The following is a 16,551-nucleotide window of genomic DNA, read 5'->3' as shown; positions in this document are numbered from 1 at the left end:
ATATGGCGATCAAAGTATTAGTTGTAGATGATTCGAGTTTTTTCCGTCGCCGAGTGAGCGAAATCATTAACTCTGAAGCTCGTTTAGAAGTTATTGATGTTGCGACCAATGGTAAGGAAGCTGTAGATAAAGCATTACGAATCAAGCCTGATGTCATCACCATGGATATCGAAATGCCAGTCATGGACGGTATTACTGCCGTTCGTGAGATTATGGCGAAAAGTCCTGTACCGATCTTGATGTTTTCTTCGCTAACCCATGACGGGGCGAAGGCAACACTGGATGCTCTCGATGCAGGCGCTTTGGACTTTTTGCCAAAGAAATTTGAGGACATAGCGCGCAATCGTGATGAGGCAGTAACCTTGCTTCAGCAGCGTGTGATCCAAATTGCATCAAAGCGTGCAATGATGCGCCGTAGTATGCCAAAGCCAGCAGCGCCTAGTAAGCCAGCGGCTCAACCTACTACAGCTCGTTCGTCACTTCGTCCCGCGACAGCGGCCCCTGTAGCTAAGCCTTCTGTGGCGACGCGTTTTAAATCGAGTGGCAAAAAGTACCAGTTAACCGCTATTGGAACGTCGACGGGTGGGCCAGTTGCACTGCAGAAAATACTCACTAAGCTACCTGCTAATTATCCTCATCCTATTGTGCTGATTCAGCACATGCCAGCAACGTTTACGGCAGCATTTGCCAGTCGTTTGAACTCACTTTGTAAGATTCAAGTGAAAGAGGCTGAAGATGGTGACCCATTGAAACCTGGTGTGGCTTATTTAGCTCCGGGTGGTAAGCAGATGATGATTGACGGCCGTCCAGGCTCTGCGAAACTGCGCATTATTGATGGCGGCGAACGCATGAACTACAAGCCATGTGTCGATGTTACTTTTGGTAGCGCGGCTAAAATCTATTCTGATCAGGTACTGTCTATGGTGCTGACAGGTATGGGAGCTGATGGTCGTGAAGGTGCTCGTATGCTGAAGGGAGCGGGCTCTACCATTTGGGCTCAGGACGAAGAAAGCTGCGTTGTTTATGGCATGCCTCAAGCGGTTGCTAAAGCGGGTATCTCAACAGAGGATCTACCGCTAGAAAGAATTGCTGAACGTATGTTAGTCGAAGTCGGTCTAGCATAGAGGTAACCCATGATTGTTTGGAGCATCGCGAACCAAAAAGGTGGGGTTGGAAAAACCACGACAACAATTACTTTAGCAGGATTGCTAAGTAAGCAAGGTAAGCGTGTTTTACTGGTGGATACCGACCCTCATGCATCGTTAACGACTTATCTTGGGTATGACTCCGACGGTGTGCCTGCGAGTCTGTTCGACTTATTCCAACTTAAGGAGTACACCGCACAAATGGTCATGCCGCTTGTAATGCAATCTGATATCGAAGGTATCGATTTGATTCCGGCGCATATGTCACTAGCGACGTTAGATCGTGTTATGGGAAATCGAAGTGGCATGGGATTAATCCTTAAACGTGCACTTTTGGCGATCAAAGAGCGTTACGATTACGTCTTGATCGATTGCCCTCCCATTCTTGGTGTCATGATGGTCAACGCGCTAGCGGCAAGTGACAGAATACTGATCCCTGTTCAGACTGAATTCCTAGCCATGAAGGGACTTGAGCGAATGATTCGCACCTTGGCAATAATGCAAAAGTCACGCAATAAGTCATTTAATGTAACGATTGTTCCGACGATGTACGACAAGCGTACGCGCGCGTCGTTACAGACTTTGCAACAGCTTAAGAAAGATTATCCAAGTCAAGTATGGTCGTCAGCAGTCCCGATAGATACCAAGTTTAGGGATGCAAGTCTGAAGCATCTACCCGTTTCTCACTTTGCTTCGGGTAGCCGCGGTGTATTTGCATACAAGCAACTGTTAATTTACCTAGAGAGGTTAGCGATTGATGACTAGCCACTCTTCGCTCTCAAGTGAACAAGCGTTAGATGACTACTTTTCAGCATTGTTGGAAGACTCTATCGAGGCGGATGCAACAGAACAGACTCACACTCCAGAATTGTCTGTTGTGTCAGAACCAGAACTTGACGAAGTTGCTTTAGAGCCGATGGTTCAATCAGTGGAAGAAAAAAGCTATTACCAGCTTCCAACTGAAGAAGTCGAGGTGCCAAATCTAGAAGATGTTGAGCGTCTTTTAGAGCAGTTAGAAAACACTAACCCGGTTGCTGAGCTCGAGCTTGAAGAGGTGATGGAGCAAAACACGGCTGATATTGCTCAAGTTCAGACAGAAATTGCCGTTGAAGAAGAAGAGATTCAAGAGTGGGTAGTTGAAGAACCTGAATTTAAGGTTGATGTGCCCGACCTTGATGAAGTTGTCGCTGAACCAGTGATTTCTGGGCCAGACGTCGCAGTTGACACCAGCATTGAAACTGAGCAGAGCCTTGAAACACAGGCAGGTGGCAGCGAGCTTGGTGTTTGGCATTCAACGCAACGAGATGTTGATTTTCAAGTGCTCTATTTTGATGTCAATAGCGTGACTTTTGCGGTCCCGCTTGATGAGCTTGGGGGTATTCATAGAATAGCCGAGCTAAACCATTTAATTGGCCGTCCTGATTGGTATTTAGGGTTACAGACCAGCCGTGAGGCGCAATTGGATGTCGTAGACACTGCAAAATGGGTGATGGCTGAGAAGCTACAAGACGACAGTTACAAAGAGCAGTACCAATATATAGTAATGCTAGGCGCAAGCATGTGGGGCTTAGCTTCAACACAGCTCATGGGTACTGAAGCTTTAAATCCAGAAATGGTACGCTGGCGAGAAACGGCAGGGAAACGCCCTTGGCTTGCTGGTATGGTAAAAGAAAAAATGTGTGCTTTGATCCACGTTGAAGCATTGATAGCTATGCTTAATGCAGGACTTGATGTTAAAGCATTAGATAAATAGAACATTTGTGCCGATTTAGGCTTGGAGAGGATAAGGTATGTCTCAAACAAATGAAGTAGAAGTAAGAAAAGAGCAGTCTAACGACGAAGTGCTTCAGTGGGTGACGTTCCAGTTAGAAGAAGAAACCTATGGCATCAATGTAATGCAGGTGCGAGAAGTACTTCGTTACACTGAGATTGCGCCAGTACCAGGAGCACCAGACTACGTACTCGGTATTATCAACCTGCGTGGTAATGTTGTGACGGTTATTGATACACGCTCGCGCTTTGGTTTGATGGAAGGTGAAATCACGGATAATACTCGTATCATCGTGATTGAATCTGAGCACCAAGTGATTGGTATCCTAGTCGACAGTGTTGCTGAAGTGGTTTACCTACGTTCTTCAGAAATCGATACCACACCAAGTGTTGGTACAGATGAGAGTGCTAAGTTTATCCAAGGTGTTAGCAACCGTGATGGTAAGCTACTTATTTTGGTTGATCTTAACAAGCTACTGACTGATGAAGAATGGGATGAGATGGCTCACCTATAATGGACAGTAGTTGGATGACCAGTGCTCCAGTTATGGCTGGAGCAATAGCGTTAGTTTTTCTGTTTATCTGCTTAGCGCTGTTTAGACTTAAACGCGGTCAAGTGCGTTCAGCAGAGCATTTACGCCAGCAAAATCGTCATCTCGACAAAGAGCTACAAAAAGCTAACAAGCAGCTACTCGAAGTACGCTCAGTTGTGGTTGGGCTTGGTCAAAGAGTCAGTGAACAGCAAGATATTATTCAGCACTTAAATGAGCGGATTACAGAACTAGAACAAGCGGATAGCGATGGCCGCTTATACTCAAGAGCAAGTAAAATGGTTCAGCTAGGAGCCGATGTTAACGAGCTTATTGAGGAATGTGAGCTACCGAAAGCTGAAGCTGAGCTGATGATGTCTTTGCAAAACAAAATCTCTGGAAAAGAGAAAGTCCCCCCTCTTGAAACTCGCCCACAGCGGCAAAAGTTTGCAGCAAAAAAAAGAAGCGCCAAATGATGGTTTGCATAAAAAGTGCCTTAGGGCACTTTTTTTATATCCGAATGTAACCATTTAGTGGTAGTTACTAAGATTTATGTTTGAATATTAACAGATTCTTACTTAGTTTCGTGATTCGTATAGGTCTAATTCTATTTTGAGAGGAATAGGCTGTGGTAAGATACTAGCTCGAAGTTTATCTAGTGACTGCAAATGTTAGAAGTATCTCAACTGACAGCAATAAGAGATGAAAGAATTCTCTTTGAATCCCTCTCTTTTACCATAGATTCTGGTGAATTAGTTCAAGTCGAAGGACGCAACGGAACAGGTAAGACAACGTTACTGCGTATTATCACCGGATTAGGTGATCGCGATAATGGAGAGATCTATTGGAACGGCGAGAACATTGAATCTAACCGAGATGCTTTTCACCAAGACCTACTTTTCCTAGGTCACCAAACGGGTGTGAAACGTGAGCTTACGGCTTACGAAAATCTGCGCTTCTATTTAAGCATCCATTCGCGTGAGCCTGTCGATAAGCAAACCATTTATAACGCACTAACTAAGGTAGGACTTGCTGGTCGTGAAGACGTGCCAGTGGCTCAGTTATCAGCAGGGCAACAACGTCGAGTCGCTTTAGCGCGTTTGTGGCTAAGTACTCACAAATTGTGGATTCTTGACGAGCCTTTGACTGCAATTGATAAACAAGGTGTGAAAGTGCTCGAGTCGCTGTTTCTCCAGCATGCAGAGAACGGTGGTATTGTCATGCTTACTACACACCAAGATATGTTTGCAGATAACCCTAAACTCAGAAAAATTAAACTAGGTAACTGATCATGCTCGGCACCATAAATAGTATTATAAGACGCGAGCTGTTGATTGCCTTTCGTCGCCAAGCCGATATTTTTAACCCTCTGTGGTTTTTTATTATTGTTATTACGCTGTTTCCATTAAGTATTGGTCCAGAGCCTAATCTGCTAGCGAGGATCGCAGCAGGGATTGTGTGGGTCGCTGCGTTACTTTCTGCTTTACTGTCTCTTGAGCGTCTGTTCCGTGATGACTTTCAAGATGGCGCACTGGAGCAAATGATGCTGATGCCTGTCCCTTTGCCTGTTGTGGTTATTTCAAAGGTGATTGCACATTGGCTTTTAACTGGTTTGCCATTAATTCTGATTAGCCCACTACTCTCCATTTTGCTGTCTCTAGACTTCAATACTTGGTTAGCGGTGGTACTGACGCTACTTGTCGGCACACCAACGCTCAGCTTTATTGGGGCTATTGGTGTTGCACTGACAGTAGGGTTACAAAAAGGGGGCGTGTTGCTCAGCCTGCTCGTTTTGCCGCTTTACATTCCAATTTTGATTTTTGCGACGTCGGCCATTGATGCTGCGTCACTGGGAATGGCGTACAACGGGCAGTTAGCAATTCTAGGTGCGATGTTTATGGGAGCAATGACTCTCACGCCGTTTGCAATTAGTGCTGCACTACGAGTAAGTGTCAATTAGTTGTTTTTGATCAAGCACGAAAATTCCCCTTTATATAAATTACAAAACTAATAATTGTTTAACGAAAAAGTTAAATGAACTTGAAGTAAGAGTGAGAACGACGATGTGGAAATGGCTCCATCCTTATGCCAAGCCCGAATCAGCCTACCAGCTTTGCGGTAAGCTTTTGCCCTGGTTCTCTGTACTGGCGCTGGTGTGTTTAACCGTCGGCACAGTATGGGGATTAGCTTTCGCACCTTCTGATTATCAGCAAGGTGATAGCTTTCGAATTATCTATATCCATGTGCCTTCTGCTATTTGGTCTATGGGCGTTTATATGTCTATGGCTATCGCAGCTTTCATTGGTATCGTTTGGCAAGTTCGTTTGTCAGATATGGCAGCGTCTGCCATGGCACCTATTGGTGCGGTCTACACCTTTATTGCGCTACTAACTGGCGCGATCTGGGGTAAACCAATGTGGGGTACATGGTGGGTATGGGATGCGCGTTTAACTTCTGAACTTATTCTTCTTTTCCTCTACTTGGGTGTTATTGCTCTTTACCATGCGTTTGACGACCAAAAAACAGCAGCAAAAGCGGCGGGTATTTTGGCAATCGTCGGTGTGGTGAACTTACCTATCATTCACTTCTCTGTAGAGTGGTGGAACACTCTTCACCAAGGCGCAACGATTACAAAATTTGAGAAACCATCTATCTCAAGCAATATGTTGTGGCCTTTGCTAATGAACATTTTTGGATTTGCTTTCTTCTTTGCCTCGGTCACCATGATTCGTTTCCGTAACGAAATTATTAGCAAAGAGAGTCATCGCCCTTGGGTGATCAAGTTAGCAGCAGATAAGTCTCAGAGAGGGAGTTAAACATGCATTTTGAATCTTTGAGTGATTTCTTTGCCATGGGCGGCTATGCCGGTTATGTCTGGACAGCATTTGGTGTCACGTTCGGTGTGATGATTGTCTTATTGGTATTGAGTGTGAGAAGAGGTCAATCTCTACTCGGTGAAGTACAAGCGAAAATAGACAGACAAGCGCGAATTGATGCGGCGAAAAATTTGGAGAACACATTATGAACCCAAGACGTAAAAAGAGGCTCGGCATTGTTCTTGCGATCTTTATCGGTATCAGTGCCACAATCGGTTTGATGCTATATGCACTGAATCAAAATATGGATCTTTTCTACACCCCGACAGAGCTTGTGAACGGTAAACCTGATGGTACTAAACCTGAAGTCGGTCAGCGCCTTCGTATCGGTGGTATGGTTGTGGTTGGCTCAGTTAAACGCGACTCAGAGTCCCTACGTGTATCGTTCGATTTGCATGATGTCGGTCCAACAGTAACGATTGTTTACGACGGTATTCTTCCAGATTTGTTCCGTGAAGGGCAGGGTATTGTCGCTCAAGGCGTGTTAAAAGATGCGACGACAGTTGAAGCCTTTGAAGTATTGGCTAAGCACGATGAAGAGTACATGCCTCCAGAAATCGCAGAAGCAATGAAGAAAACCCATGAAGCATTGCAATACACAGAACAACAAAAACAAGGAAGCGGTCAATGATTGCTGAAATTGGTCACTTTGCACTGATCATCTCACTGGCATTAGCAGTATTGCTAAGTATTCTGCCGTTGGTTGGTGCATCCAAAAACAATACTTTACTGATGAACAGCGCCAGACCTTTGTCTTGGGGCATGTTCTTACTACTAGCGGTTTCATTTGCAATTCTGCTTTGGGCTTTTTATACCAACGACTTCACGCTCAACTATGTTGCAAGCAACTCTAACAGCCAGTTGCCGTGGTATTACCGCTTAACCGCAGTTTGGGGCGCGCATGAAGGCTCATTGCTACTTTGGGTATTGATCCAAGCAGCATGGACGGTAGCGGTTGCGACATTCAGTCGTGGTATGCCACAAGAATCTGTCGCACGTGTTCTAGCGGTTATGGGTATGATCACAGTCGGTTTCCTACTGTTTATCATCCTAACGTCGAACCCATTCTTGCGTACCTTACCATTCTTCCCAGTTGATGGTCGTGATTTAAACCCACTGCTTCAAGACCCGGGCTTAATCATTCACCCACCAATGCTTTACATGGGCTATGTTGGCTTCTCGGTTGCTTTCTCATTTGCAATCGCTTCTTTAATGACAGGTCGTTTAGATACTGCATGGGCGCGCTGGTCTCGTCCTTGGACAACCGCAGCTTGGTTATTCCTCACCTTAGGTATCGCGCTTGGTTCTTGGTGGGCGTATTACGAGCTTGGCTGGGGCGGCTGGTGGTTCTGGGATCCAGTAGAAAACGCCTCATTTATGCCTTGGTTGGCGGGTACCGCCTTGATGCACTCTTTAGCGGTAACCGAAAAACGCGGTACGTTTAAAGCGTGGACGGTACTATTAGCTATCTCCGCATTCTCGCTAAGTTTATTAGGTACCTTCCTAGTACGTTCAGGTATTCTAGTATCGGTACACGCGTTTGCTTCAGACCCATCGCGAGGCATGTTTATCCTTGGCTTCTTAGTCTTTGTTATTGGCGGCTCATTACTTCTGTTTGCACTGAAAGGTGCGTCGGTAAGAGTGCGTGGTAATTTTGACCTGGTGTCACGTGAAAACGCGTTGCTGGCTAACAACGTTCTGTTGATTGCTGCGCTTGTGGTAGTGCTAGTTGGTACACTTCTACCTCTTGTACACAAGCAGATTGGTTTAGGCTCCGTATCCATCGGTGCGCCATTCTTTGACATGCTATTTGCGTGGTTAATGATCCCATTTGCATTCCTATTAGGTATCGGTCCGCTTATCCGTTGGAAGCGTGACAACCTATCAGCGCTTAAGAAGCCAATGCTAATTTCAGGGGTTATCTCACTGGTATTGGCGGGTGTGTTTGTGACTATCTTCTCTGAACACTTCCTATTTATGGCTTACCTAGGTTGGGTAATGTCTCTGTGGATTATCTGCTTACACGCTTTTGAATTGTACGAGCGCGCGACCCACCGTCATCCATTTATGGAAGGTGTTAAAAAGCTACAACGCAGCCACTGGGCAATGATGTTAGGCCACCTAGGTTTAGCGGTGAGTGTTATTGGCATTGCGATGGTGCAAAACTACAGTATCGAGCGTGATGTTCGTTTAGCGCCAGGTGAACATATCCAGATTCAAGGCTACGATTTCCATTTTGAAGGTCTTCGTGACAAAGATGGTCCAAACTATGATGGTTACATCGCGGACTTTAAGATCACGCGAGATGGCAAATACATCAACACCCTGCATGCAGAGAAACGTTTCTACACCACAGCGCGTTCTATGATGACAGAAGCGGCCATTGACCGTGGTGTCACTCGTGACTTGTACATTGCAATGGGTGAGCGCCTTGATGACAACAAATCATGGGCGGTGCGTATTTACCACAAACCGTTTGTTCGCTGGATTTGGGCTGGGTCATTGTTGATGGCACTCGGCGGTGCAATCGCAATCAGTGACAAGCGCTACCGTTTTAGAAAAAGTGCTAAGAAGCAGGAGGCATAATGAATAAGAAGTTTTTATTTATCCCCTTAGTGGCATTTTTAGGCTTGGTCGCAGTCTTTGCGACCCAGCTGATTAAAAACCAACATGGTGACGATCCAACGAAACTTGAGTCCGTATTAGTTGGTAAAGAGGTGCCTGAGTTTCGTTTAGAAGACTTAGCAGAACCGGGTAAGCTTTACGACCAAGCGATCTTTAAAGGTGAACCGCTCTTGCTTAACGTTTGGGCGACCTGGTGTCCGACTTGTTATGCCGAGCATCAATATCTTAATGAGCTAGCAGGCCAAGGCGTCAAAATTATTGGCCTGAACTACAAAGATCAACGTGATAAAGCAGTCGGTTGGCTGACGGACCTTGGTAATCCTTACCTGATCAGTTTATTCGATGGAAATGGCATGCTGGGGCTAGACCTGGGTGTTTATGGCGCGCCAGAGACCTTCCTTATCGATGCCAATGGCATTATTCGCTACCGTCACGTTGGTGATGTTAACGACCGTAACTGGAATGAGAAGCTTAAGCCGATGTACGAAGCGATGCTAGCGGAGGCGAAATCATGAAGAAATGGATGATTGCGCTAGTTGCAAGCTTAAGTTTTGCAATGTCAGCGCATGCCGCGATTGAAATTCACGAGTTCGACTCTTTGGAGCAAGAGCTTCAGTTCAAAGAACTTGGAGATACGTTACGCTGCCCGAAATGTCAGAATAACACCATTGCTGATTCCAACGCTGAACTAGCGGTCGATTTGCGTCAGAAAGTCTATGAAATGACCAAAGAGGGTAAATCAAAGCAAGAGATCATTGATTATATGATTGCTCGCTACGGCAACTTTGTTACCTACAATCCGCCATTTACGATTGCGACATCCATCTTATGGATTGGTCCGATTGCTGTCGTGCTTTTTGGGTTTGGATTTATCTTAGTTCGTAGTCGTAAACGCAAAGTAGACGTTATAGAAGACGACGAACAGCAGTGGGATTCAGAAAAAGAAGCACGTTTAAAAGCGTTGCTTGATGAAAAGAATGATGGAGAAAAGCAGTAATGACACTATTTTGGATAGCTTCTGTCATTCTAGTCGCAGTGAGTGTTTTGCTGATTGCACTACCTTTTATCAAGAAGAAATCAAACAACGACGAGCAGCTTCGTGACGAACTCAATAAAGCGTTTTACAAGGATCGCTTAGAAGAGCTCGAAGAAGAGACAGATGAAGGTTTAGTTGAAGACCAACAAGAGTTAATCGACGATCTTAAACAGTCGCTGCTTGATGATATTCCAAACCAAGAGCAGAAAAAGCAAGAGAGCAGCATCTCTGCAATGGCTGTGCTTGTACCTTCAACGCTACTTGTCATTGGTCTGTCTTACGGCTTGTACTTCAAATTTGGTGCGTCTGAAGATGTGCAGCAGTGGCAGGAAGTTAGTGCTAACTTACCTGCACTATCTAAGAAGCTGATGTCACCGGAAGGGGCGGCTCTTAGTGAAGATGAAATGCAGGATTTGACTTTAGCGCTGCGTACACGTCTTCACTATCAGCCTGATGACTCAACGGGTTGGTTGCTATTAGGCCGTATTGCATTGGCTAACCGTGATGTCGGTACCGCAGTGGGTGCGATGAAGAAGGCCTACAACCTTGAGTCAGACAACCCTGATGTCATGTTGGGCTACGCCCAAGCGCTGATGCTATCGCAAGACGATACCGATCAAGATAAGGCTCGTCGTTTACTAGGTCAGCTAGTACAGCAAGATTATGTTGATCTGCGAGTATTCTCACTTTTGGCATTTGATGCTTATGAGCGAAAAGATTATCCTGCAGCGGTTCGTTACTGGAGTATCATGCAGCAGATGATTGGCCCGAAAGATAGCCGTTATGAAATGCTGTCAAGAAGCATCGAAAATGCGCAGAAGCAGATGGGTCAACAGGTAGGAACTGGAAAATCAGTCCCAGTCACTATCTCTTTAGGCGACGCCGTTAACGCAGATCCTAACTCATCGTTAATTGTTTCTGTTCATACAGCTGATGGTTCACCAATGCCAGTAGCAGCAGCGAGATACCCGCTAGGAACTTTTCCACGTACCGTTGTCTTAGATGATGGCAATAGTATGCTTGAAGGCAGAAAGCTCTCTTCTCTTGAATCTTTAATGGTGCGCGTACGTATAGACAGTGATGGTAACGTTGCAACCAAACAAGGGGACTGGTTTGGTGAGAGCGAAGCCGTTAGAATAGGCGAACCAGTTGAAGTTATGATTGATAGTCAATATTAATAGTTATTGATTATGAATTAACGAAGGCCGGTAACATTACCGGCCTTTTTTATGGATTGATAATAATGAGAAAAATAAAGCCGCAGATATGGATGTTGTTACTAACCCTTGGGTTAGGCGGGTGTGCGTCAGCGCCCGAAGATGAGTCTGCATTCAGCGAATCCGAAGTTTATGACCCTATGGAGAGTTTTAACCGCTCTATGTGGACATTTAACTACGATTACCTCGATCCTTATTTTGTTCGACCTGTCTCTTTAGCGTATGTAAATTATGTGCCTTCACCGATTCGAACCGGTATCAGTAATTTTTTAGGTAACCTCGACGAGCCATCAAGTATGGTTAACAATCTTATTATGGGGAATGGTGGAAAAGCGCTCGACCACTTTAACCGCTTTTGGATCAACTCCACTATTGGCCTTGCAGGTCTTATTGATGTTGCCTCTGAAGCGGGCATTACCGATCACAACGACAAAACATTCAGTGATGCCGTCGGTCATTATGGCGTTGGTAATGGTCCTTATGTGATGGTGCCAGGTTACGGCCCTTGGACTGTTCGTGAGACCGCAGATCTCGTTGATAAAACCTATGTTCCGTTATCATTTCTCAATTTCTGGGCTGGCCTAGGGAAATGGGCATTGGAGGGGATGGAAACGCGAGCGGCTTTAGTCAATCAAGAAGCTCTACTCGATAATTCACCTGATCCTTATGCGGTTGCGCGCGATGCTTACATACAGCGTCAGGACTATAATGCTGAGATAGAGAAGGATGACTACAACCATGAAGAAGAAGAGTACTTAGATGAGTACTTGGAAGAGTTTTAGTGGTTGATAGCGAGTTAGAAGAAAGGCTTGGGTGAAACCAAGCCTTTTTGCTTTTAATTATGACTAGAAAGTGTAGTTCGCTTGTAGTCCGATTAGCCATACGTTGCCACTCACTTCACCAGTAAACTGACCACCAACTGCCTGTGCGGCATCATCTGATGCATAACCGCGAGACTCAGTGATCGGAGCGTCTTTGGCGATAATGTAAGTCAGACCACCGTCAAGGGTGAACTGCTTAGTAAACTCATATGTTGCACCAAGACTTAGCCAAGTACGATCTGTTTCCGGAATAGTAATCGTACGGTTCTGATCACTAACTGCTGAAGTATCATATGCGACACCAGTACGTACTGCTAGCTTAGAGTCTACTTGGTAAGTAGCACCAAGAGCAAAACGGTAGTTGTCTTTCCAGTTTTCCTCTTTAACCATTTTAGTGCCATACGTATCTAGCTGGGCTTCAAGTTTCTCGAAACTGCTCCAGTCAGTCCAATTGATACTGGCGTGAATAGCAAGTTGGTTGGTAAGCTGATGAAAACTTGCTAGTTCTGCGGTAGCTGGTAATGCTAAGTTCATATAGCCATTATCACGAGCATTGGCCAATGCTGGGTCGAAACCAATACCAGTAGCATAACCTTCTAACTTTAGTTCTACTTCAGATTTGTATGCAAAGCCAATACGATGGTTTTCGTTTATTTGCCATGCTGTACCTGCTTGCCAACCGAACGCAGTGTCGTCACCTTCCATATATTTGAGAGTTGTAACATTGCCTGGTGATACAAGGTTACTTTTCGGTGTTTTAGCTCCAAAACTACCTTCACCCATTACATAGCGCAGACCACCACCAAAACTCACACTGTCGTTGAGTTTGTAAGCTAGATTTAGGTTTGCTTCCATGGTTGTTACACTAGCTTCGTTGCCGAAGTGAGCAGCGGCAAAGTCGTTACCGAGGTTTGTTTCCATACCGTAGTTTGTACCTAGCGCAAAACCCACTGCAAACTCGTCTGAGTAACGATGTGAAATGTACAAGTTTGGGATAATAGCGTCGTTGGCAAAATCTGATGAAGACACGGATGAGTCTGGTAGAGTTACTTGAGCTTTTGAGCCATCGATGTTGCCACTAACATCGACATTTGGATTAACATAAATCGCACCAGTAGAGATCTGTGTGCCTTCAAGATAAGTCAGCATAGCTGGGTTGCGCCACTGTGCGCTTGCGTTGTCTGCCATTGCCGCTTCACCAGCGTAAGCACGGCCTAGACCTGTTGCTGAGTATTCTGCCAACTGGAAGCCCGCTGCGTTTACGGCTGAAGAGGTTGCCACTAGGCCGCATGCTACAGCAAGTGATAGAAGAGTCTTATTCGTTTTCATTGTAATGTTCGCTGAACTGATTGTATTTGTGTCGAGCGATCATAGGGTTAGAGCTATTACTTTAAAAATTAAAAACACTGTACCGATACTATTTGGAGTTTTATATAACTATTATTATATTTAATAGATATAAACACTGGATGTTAATGTAATGTTTTGATATTTCAGCGAACATTTGTAGCACCAATATCGCTTATGGAGTACGTGTGTAAGCTAGAATTTTGGGAATGGTCATGCAATTCGAACTGAGAAAGAGCAGAGTTTAAAGCGAGTTAAATTAAAAGAAAAAGGCCAGCAAGCGCTGGCCTTTGGATAGAAATTGTAAGCTGAGCTTAGAATTTGTGCGTGTATTGCATACCAAATAGGAAAGCTGTTGCTTGTGTCTTAGCCTCTAATGTTACACCGCTCAAATCGTCTTTGACCTGCTTCTCTTTACTTGTCAGGTAGGTAAGGCCTAGATCAATCGACTGGTCTTTGTTTAGGTGGTAAGTCGCACCTGCAGAGAACCATTGGCGATCAGAGTCTGGTACAGACACTGAAGTTAGCTCATCTTGTACACCTTGGTCGTACATGTAACCAATGCGTGCTTCCCAGTTTTGGTTAATGTAGTAAGTACCACCAATCGAGTAGTGGTAGGTATCTTTCCACTTGTATTCTTTTACCTGAGTACCGCTAGTTGAGCCTAGCTCTTCAAAGTCACTCCAGCTAATGTACTGGATGCTGTAATGCACTGCGAATTTAGTATCTTCTATGCGGTGGTAACCTGAGAACTCTGCACGCGAAGGAAGAGCAATTTTTACTTTGCCAATATCTTCGACTTGGCCTGTAGCACTATTGTATTTCTTCGCTGTGCCGCTTGCTTCAATCTCAGGGCTGTAGTGGTAGCTCAAACCAAAGCGGTTATTTTCATCTAGTTCGAACACTGTACCTAGGTTAAAGCCTACACCAATTCCGTCAGCATCGATATCGAGAAGCTCCTGCTCCGTTGCGCCATTGAAGTTTGTTTTGCGCTTTAGTTCGCCTTGACCGTAAATAATATCAAGGCCGCCACCAATGCTCCACTGCTCGTTTAGACGATAAGAAGCTGCAAGTAGAACGTTCATTGTGCTTAGGTTTGTAGTACCACCAAAGGCATCTGCACCAGGTATTGCTGTAGGACCCGGCAATATTGCTCCTGTACCTTGTCCCCAAGAATCATCAAACTCGTTGGTAGTAGCATAGTTCGAGTATAGGCCAAGGCCTACAGCAAACTTGTCGTTAACTGGATGCAATACATATAAGTTAGGTACGAAAGAGGTTGCATCGTTTTGGGTGTTTTCCACATCGGTTCTAGTTCCGCCAGCAGCTGCAGGTCGAACGTGTGTAACGTCTTTAACCTCAACTTCTGAATCAATGATATTAAAACCAAGTGACATTTCAGTGCGGTCAAATAGAGCCATTGCTGCTGCGTTACGCGACATAACAGAAGCGTTATCCGCGATAACAGCATCACCTGCAAATGCACGGCCTAGGCCCGTTGCAGATTGAGAGTTAAGTTGGAAACCGGCAGCGAGAGCTTGCTGCGAAGCTAGAGAAGTTGTTGCGATTGTCACTGCTAATAGTGATTTTTTAAACAGACGCGTCTTGTTCATTTTTGCTTTTTCCTTTTTGTTCGTCTCTAAGTGGACGATAAAATTTGAGCAAAAGCTCAGTGGTGGCTGATACTAGACTCAAGTATATGATATAGAAATCCGACCATTGCCGATCAGGACGATAAAATTATGGAAATGATGGTTATCTGGCAAGAAAGTGCTGCAAAAAACGTCTTTTTAGAGTCTTGACTCTAATTTTGTGCTAAAAAAATGGCTTGAACAGGATGTCCAAGCCATGACGTGGGTCACAAAATGTTGCTATTTTGTTAAATCATTGGTTTGATGATTTTAGATATGCTTTCAGCGATCTTAGCCACATCTTCACCTTCATCACCGACAATGATCATACTGGTGTCTCCCATTGGCTCCACAACTCCAGCCATACCGTCTTCATTGAAGTCGACTGCTTGGTTAGATGGAATCCCGGTTAAGAACAGTGTGACTTTGCCTTTTTCCCCTCTGAATACCATATGTAGCGCATTGGATTTACCGAAGCCGCAGTGGTTTAAGTAATACACATGGTACGGAAAGGTTTCAGATAGTTGGTGGTCAAAAGGCATCATCTTGGCGTTGATTTGTGATGATTTGACCTGCTCATCAAGATTTTGGATAAATGGCTTTTCATCAACGACATGCTGAAGCGCCGTTGTTGCTAAGCTCGCTTGTGCTGGAGAGACAACCAGATTGCTCCAATTTAGCTGGCCAACCAATAAACCTGCCACAAATGCTACCGACGCTGCCATTGCCATCGCCTTGCGAGCAAAGTTTGGTCGTACAACGTTATCTCTGGCGACAGACGTCTGATTAAACAAGATCTTATCAGCCAGATCTTCAGGTACGTCGACTGCCATTGCTTTTGCAATCTGTTTGTCGAGATCGAGGACTTCATCAGCGAACTGTGCGTTTTGCTCACTTTCTTTTATAGCCGCACATATCTCACTATCTCTGTGTTTAGGATCGGACATGATGCGTCGGCGAAATTCTAATTCATCCATTTTGCTGCCCCCTATGTGTATTCTCTGAATCTAACATCTCTTTTAACTGGTTCCTCGCCCTAAACAGCCGAGTCATTACCGTATTCTTATTAAGACCGAGTATCTCGCCGATTTCTTCACCGCTGAATCCCCCCACAACTTGGAGGAACAGTGGTTCTCGATAATCCTCCTCAAGCTTCATTATCTGAGCTTGAACCCATTGAGTTTGATGGTGAGGATCGTCCGAAACCTTAGCATCGTTGCCATGGTCGTCGATATCTACCAGGTCAAATTGTTTGCGCTCGAAACGGCGCGCGTTTTCTCGTCTTAATATCGTGATAAGCCAAGATTTAGCCGCTTTTTCGTCTTGTAAGCTATCGAGAGACTTCCATGCACGCAGGCAAGTTTCTTGTACCAGATCTTCTGCAATGGTTGGATCTTTACACAACCAATAGGCGTACCTGTATAAGTCTCTGTGATAGGCCCTAACGAGCGCTTCGTATTTTCTTTGTCTGTCCATATCCGAGTTGACCGGATCATTGGACTTTTTCTTTCCAAAAAAGTTGATGATTGACACAGGAGCCTCCCTCGTTGCTC

General features: G+C 45.0%; 19 protein-coding genes. 15 read left to right on the top strand and 4 right to left on the bottom strand.

The genetic code is table 11. The features are described from left to right. Positions 1–2 precede the first annotated feature (2 nt). The 15 genes from AC6R00_RS14580 (at position 3) to AC6R00_RS14510 (ending at position 11,981) form a co-directional block, all read left to right on the top strand. The gene (locus AC6R00_RS14580) at positions 3–1,124 is read left to right on the top strand and encodes a protein-glutamate methylesterase/protein-glutamine glutaminase (protein ID WP_500640882.1); all 1,122 of its coding nucleotides are present in this window, start codon (positions 3–5) and stop codon (positions 1,122–1,124) included. 9 nt (positions 1,125–1,133) lie between these two features. After that, a complete protein-coding gene (locus tag AC6R00_RS14575; RefSeq protein WP_500640881.1) occupies positions 1,134–1,910 on the top strand; it encodes a ParA family protein in 777 nt (258 codons plus the stop codon). Next, positions 1,903–2,898: a chemotaxis protein CheW gene (locus AC6R00_RS14570; protein WP_500640880.1), complete on the top strand. Its 996-nt coding sequence runs from the start codon at positions 1,903–1,905 to the stop codon at positions 2,896–2,898. Before AC6R00_RS14575 ends, AC6R00_RS14570 begins: the two co-directional genes overlap by 8 nt. Before the next feature lie 37 nt (positions 2,899–2,935). Beyond that, complete coding sequence (locus AC6R00_RS14565; RefSeq protein WP_004413313.1) at positions 2,936–3,430, top strand: chemotaxis protein CheW; 495 nt, start codon at positions 2,936–2,938, stop codon at positions 3,428–3,430. Continuing rightward, on the top strand, positions 3,430–3,921 hold the full coding sequence (locus AC6R00_RS14560; protein WP_500640879.1) for a DUF2802 domain-containing protein: 492 nt from the start codon (positions 3,430–3,432) through the stop codon (positions 3,919–3,921). The genes AC6R00_RS14565 and AC6R00_RS14560 overlap by 1 nt, the downstream gene beginning before the upstream one ends. Before the next feature lie 192 nt (positions 3,922–4,113). After that, the gene (gene ccmA / locus AC6R00_RS14555) at positions 4,114–4,734 is read left to right on the top strand and encodes a cytochrome c biogenesis heme-transporting ATPase CcmA (RefSeq protein ID WP_500640878.1); all 621 of its coding nucleotides are present in this window, start codon (positions 4,114–4,116) and stop codon (positions 4,732–4,734) included. 2 nt (positions 4,735–4,736) lie between these two features. After that, positions 4,737–5,405, top strand: a complete 669-nt coding sequence (ccmB, locus tag AC6R00_RS14550; RefSeq protein WP_004748646.1) for a heme exporter protein CcmB — start codon at positions 4,737–4,739, stop codon at positions 5,403–5,405. 103 nt (positions 5,406–5,508) lie between these two features. Next, positions 5,509–6,261 carry a heme ABC transporter permease gene (locus AC6R00_RS14545; protein WP_500640877.1) on the top strand — a complete coding sequence of 251 codons (753 nt, stop codon included), beginning with the start codon at positions 5,509–5,511 and terminating at the stop codon, positions 6,259–6,261. A 2-nt stretch (positions 6,262–6,263) separates the two neighbouring features. Then, positions 6,264–6,470 carry a heme exporter protein CcmD gene (gene ccmD, locus AC6R00_RS14540; protein WP_004748648.1) on the top strand — a complete coding sequence of 69 codons (207 nt, stop codon included), beginning with the start codon at positions 6,264–6,266 and terminating at the stop codon, positions 6,468–6,470. Next, positions 6,467–6,952, top strand: a complete 486-nt coding sequence (ccmE, locus tag AC6R00_RS14535) for a cytochrome c maturation protein CcmE (RefSeq protein WP_500640876.1) — start codon at positions 6,467–6,469, stop codon at positions 6,950–6,952. The genes ccmD and ccmE overlap by 4 nt, the downstream gene beginning before the upstream one ends. After that, on the top strand, positions 6,949–8,907 hold the full coding sequence (locus tag AC6R00_RS14530; protein ID WP_500640875.1) for a heme lyase CcmF/NrfE family subunit: 1,959 nt from the start codon (positions 6,949–6,951) through the stop codon (positions 8,905–8,907). The genes ccmE and AC6R00_RS14530 overlap by 4 nt, the downstream gene beginning before the upstream one ends. Beyond that, the gene (locus tag AC6R00_RS14525; protein WP_239851930.1) at positions 8,907–9,461 is read left to right on the top strand and encodes a DsbE family thiol:disulfide interchange protein; all 555 of its coding nucleotides are present in this window, start codon (positions 8,907–8,909) and stop codon (positions 9,459–9,461) included. The genes AC6R00_RS14530 and AC6R00_RS14525 overlap by 1 nt, the downstream gene beginning before the upstream one ends. Next, the gene (locus AC6R00_RS14520) at positions 9,458–9,943 is read left to right on the top strand and encodes a cytochrome c-type biogenesis protein (protein ID WP_500640874.1); all 486 of its coding nucleotides are present in this window, start codon (positions 9,458–9,460) and stop codon (positions 9,941–9,943) included. The genes AC6R00_RS14525 and AC6R00_RS14520 overlap by 4 nt, the downstream gene beginning before the upstream one ends. Next, the gene (gene ccmI, locus AC6R00_RS14515; RefSeq protein WP_500640873.1) at positions 9,943–11,160 is read left to right on the top strand and encodes a c-type cytochrome biogenesis protein CcmI; all 1,218 of its coding nucleotides are present in this window, start codon (positions 9,943–9,945) and stop codon (positions 11,158–11,160) included. Before AC6R00_RS14520 ends, ccmI begins: the two co-directional genes overlap by 1 nt. Positions 11,161–11,225: 65 nt before the next feature. After that, a complete protein-coding gene (locus tag AC6R00_RS14510; protein ID WP_500640872.1) occupies positions 11,226–11,981 on the top strand; it encodes an MlaA family lipoprotein in 756 nt (251 codons plus the stop codon). 63 nt (positions 11,982–12,044) lie between these two features. On the opposite strand, the gene AC6R00_RS14505 is transcribed toward AC6R00_RS14510, so the two are convergent. From AC6R00_RS14505 to AC6R00_RS14490, 4 genes are all read right to left on the bottom strand, one after another. Continuing rightward, positions 12,045–13,349 carry an outer membrane protein transport protein gene (locus tag AC6R00_RS14505; protein WP_500640871.1) on the bottom strand — a complete coding sequence of 435 codons (1,305 nt, stop codon included), beginning with the start codon at positions 13,347–13,349 and terminating at the stop codon, positions 12,045–12,047. 332 nt (positions 13,350–13,681) lie between these two features. After that, entirely contained in the window at positions 13,682–14,980 is a 1,299-nt protein-coding gene (locus tag AC6R00_RS14500) for an outer membrane protein transport protein (protein WP_500640870.1), read from the bottom strand. A gap of 266 nt (positions 14,981–15,246) precedes the next feature. Further along, positions 15,247–15,975: a DUF3379 domain-containing protein gene (locus AC6R00_RS14495; RefSeq protein WP_500640869.1), complete on the bottom strand. Its 729-nt coding sequence runs from the start codon at positions 15,973–15,975 to the stop codon at positions 15,247–15,249. Then, complete coding sequence (locus tag AC6R00_RS14490; protein ID WP_253649379.1) at positions 15,968–16,474, bottom strand: sigma-70 family RNA polymerase sigma factor; 507 nt, start codon at positions 16,472–16,474, stop codon at positions 15,968–15,970. The genes AC6R00_RS14495 and AC6R00_RS14490 overlap by 8 nt, the downstream gene beginning before the upstream one ends. Positions 16,475–16,551 lie beyond the last annotated feature (77 nt).

The organism is Vibrio sp. R10-SF1-ISO8, from assembly GCF_059833805.1.
Note: the sequence above shows the minus strand (reverse complement) of the source record. Positions and strands in the feature narration are given on the sequence as shown.

Bases quoted from the DNA above. Each gene is read 5' to 3' on its own strand.
- AC6R00_RS14580 (WP_500640882.1), top strand. From the start codon at position 3: ATGGCGATCAAAGTATTAGTTGTAGATGATTCGAGTTTTTTCCGTCGC.
- AC6R00_RS14575 (WP_500640881.1), top strand. From the start codon at position 1,134: ATGATTGTTTGGAGCATCGCGAACCAAAAAGGTGGGGTTGGAAAAACC.
- AC6R00_RS14570 (WP_500640880.1), top strand. From the start codon at position 1,903: ATGACTAGCCACTCTTCGCTCTCAAGTGAACAAGCGTTAGATGACTAC.
- AC6R00_RS14565 (WP_004413313.1), top strand. From the start codon at position 2,936: ATGTCTCAAACAAATGAAGTAGAAGTAAGAAAAGAGCAGTCTAACGAC.
- AC6R00_RS14560 (WP_500640879.1), top strand. From the start codon at position 3,430: ATGGACAGTAGTTGGATGACCAGTGCTCCAGTTATGGCTGGAGCAATA.
- ccmA (WP_500640878.1), top strand. From the start codon at position 4,114: ATGTTAGAAGTATCTCAACTGACAGCAATAAGAGATGAAAGAATTCTC.
- ccmB (WP_004748646.1), top strand. From the start codon at position 4,737: ATGCTCGGCACCATAAATAGTATTATAAGACGCGAGCTGTTGATTGCC.
- AC6R00_RS14545 (WP_500640877.1), top strand. From the start codon at position 5,509: ATGTGGAAATGGCTCCATCCTTATGCCAAGCCCGAATCAGCCTACCAG.
- ccmD (WP_004748648.1), top strand. From the start codon at position 6,264: ATGCATTTTGAATCTTTGAGTGATTTCTTTGCCATGGGCGGCTATGCC.
- ccmE (WP_500640876.1), top strand. From the start codon at position 6,467: ATGAACCCAAGACGTAAAAAGAGGCTCGGCATTGTTCTTGCGATCTTT.
- AC6R00_RS14530 (WP_500640875.1), top strand. From the start codon at position 6,949: ATGATTGCTGAAATTGGTCACTTTGCACTGATCATCTCACTGGCATTA.
- AC6R00_RS14525 (WP_239851930.1), top strand. From the start codon at position 8,907: ATGAATAAGAAGTTTTTATTTATCCCCTTAGTGGCATTTTTAGGCTTG.
- AC6R00_RS14520 (WP_500640874.1), top strand. From the start codon at position 9,458: ATGAAGAAATGGATGATTGCGCTAGTTGCAAGCTTAAGTTTTGCAATG.
- ccmI (WP_500640873.1), top strand. From the start codon at position 9,943: ATGACACTATTTTGGATAGCTTCTGTCATTCTAGTCGCAGTGAGTGTT.
- AC6R00_RS14510 (WP_500640872.1), top strand. From the start codon at position 11,226: ATGAGAAAAATAAAGCCGCAGATATGGATGTTGTTACTAACCCTTGGG.
- AC6R00_RS14505 (WP_500640871.1), bottom strand. From the start codon at position 13,349: ATGAAAACGAATAAGACTCTTCTATCACTTGCTGTAGCATGCGGCCTA.
- AC6R00_RS14500 (WP_500640870.1), bottom strand. From the start codon at position 14,980: ATGAACAAGACGCGTCTGTTTAAAAAATCACTATTAGCAGTGACAATC.
- AC6R00_RS14495 (WP_500640869.1), bottom strand. From the start codon at position 15,975: ATGGATGAATTAGAATTTCGCCGACGCATCATGTCCGATCCTAAACAC.
- AC6R00_RS14490 (WP_253649379.1), bottom strand. From the start codon at position 16,474: ATGGACAGACAAAGAAAATACGAAGCGCTCGTTAGGGCCTATCACAGA.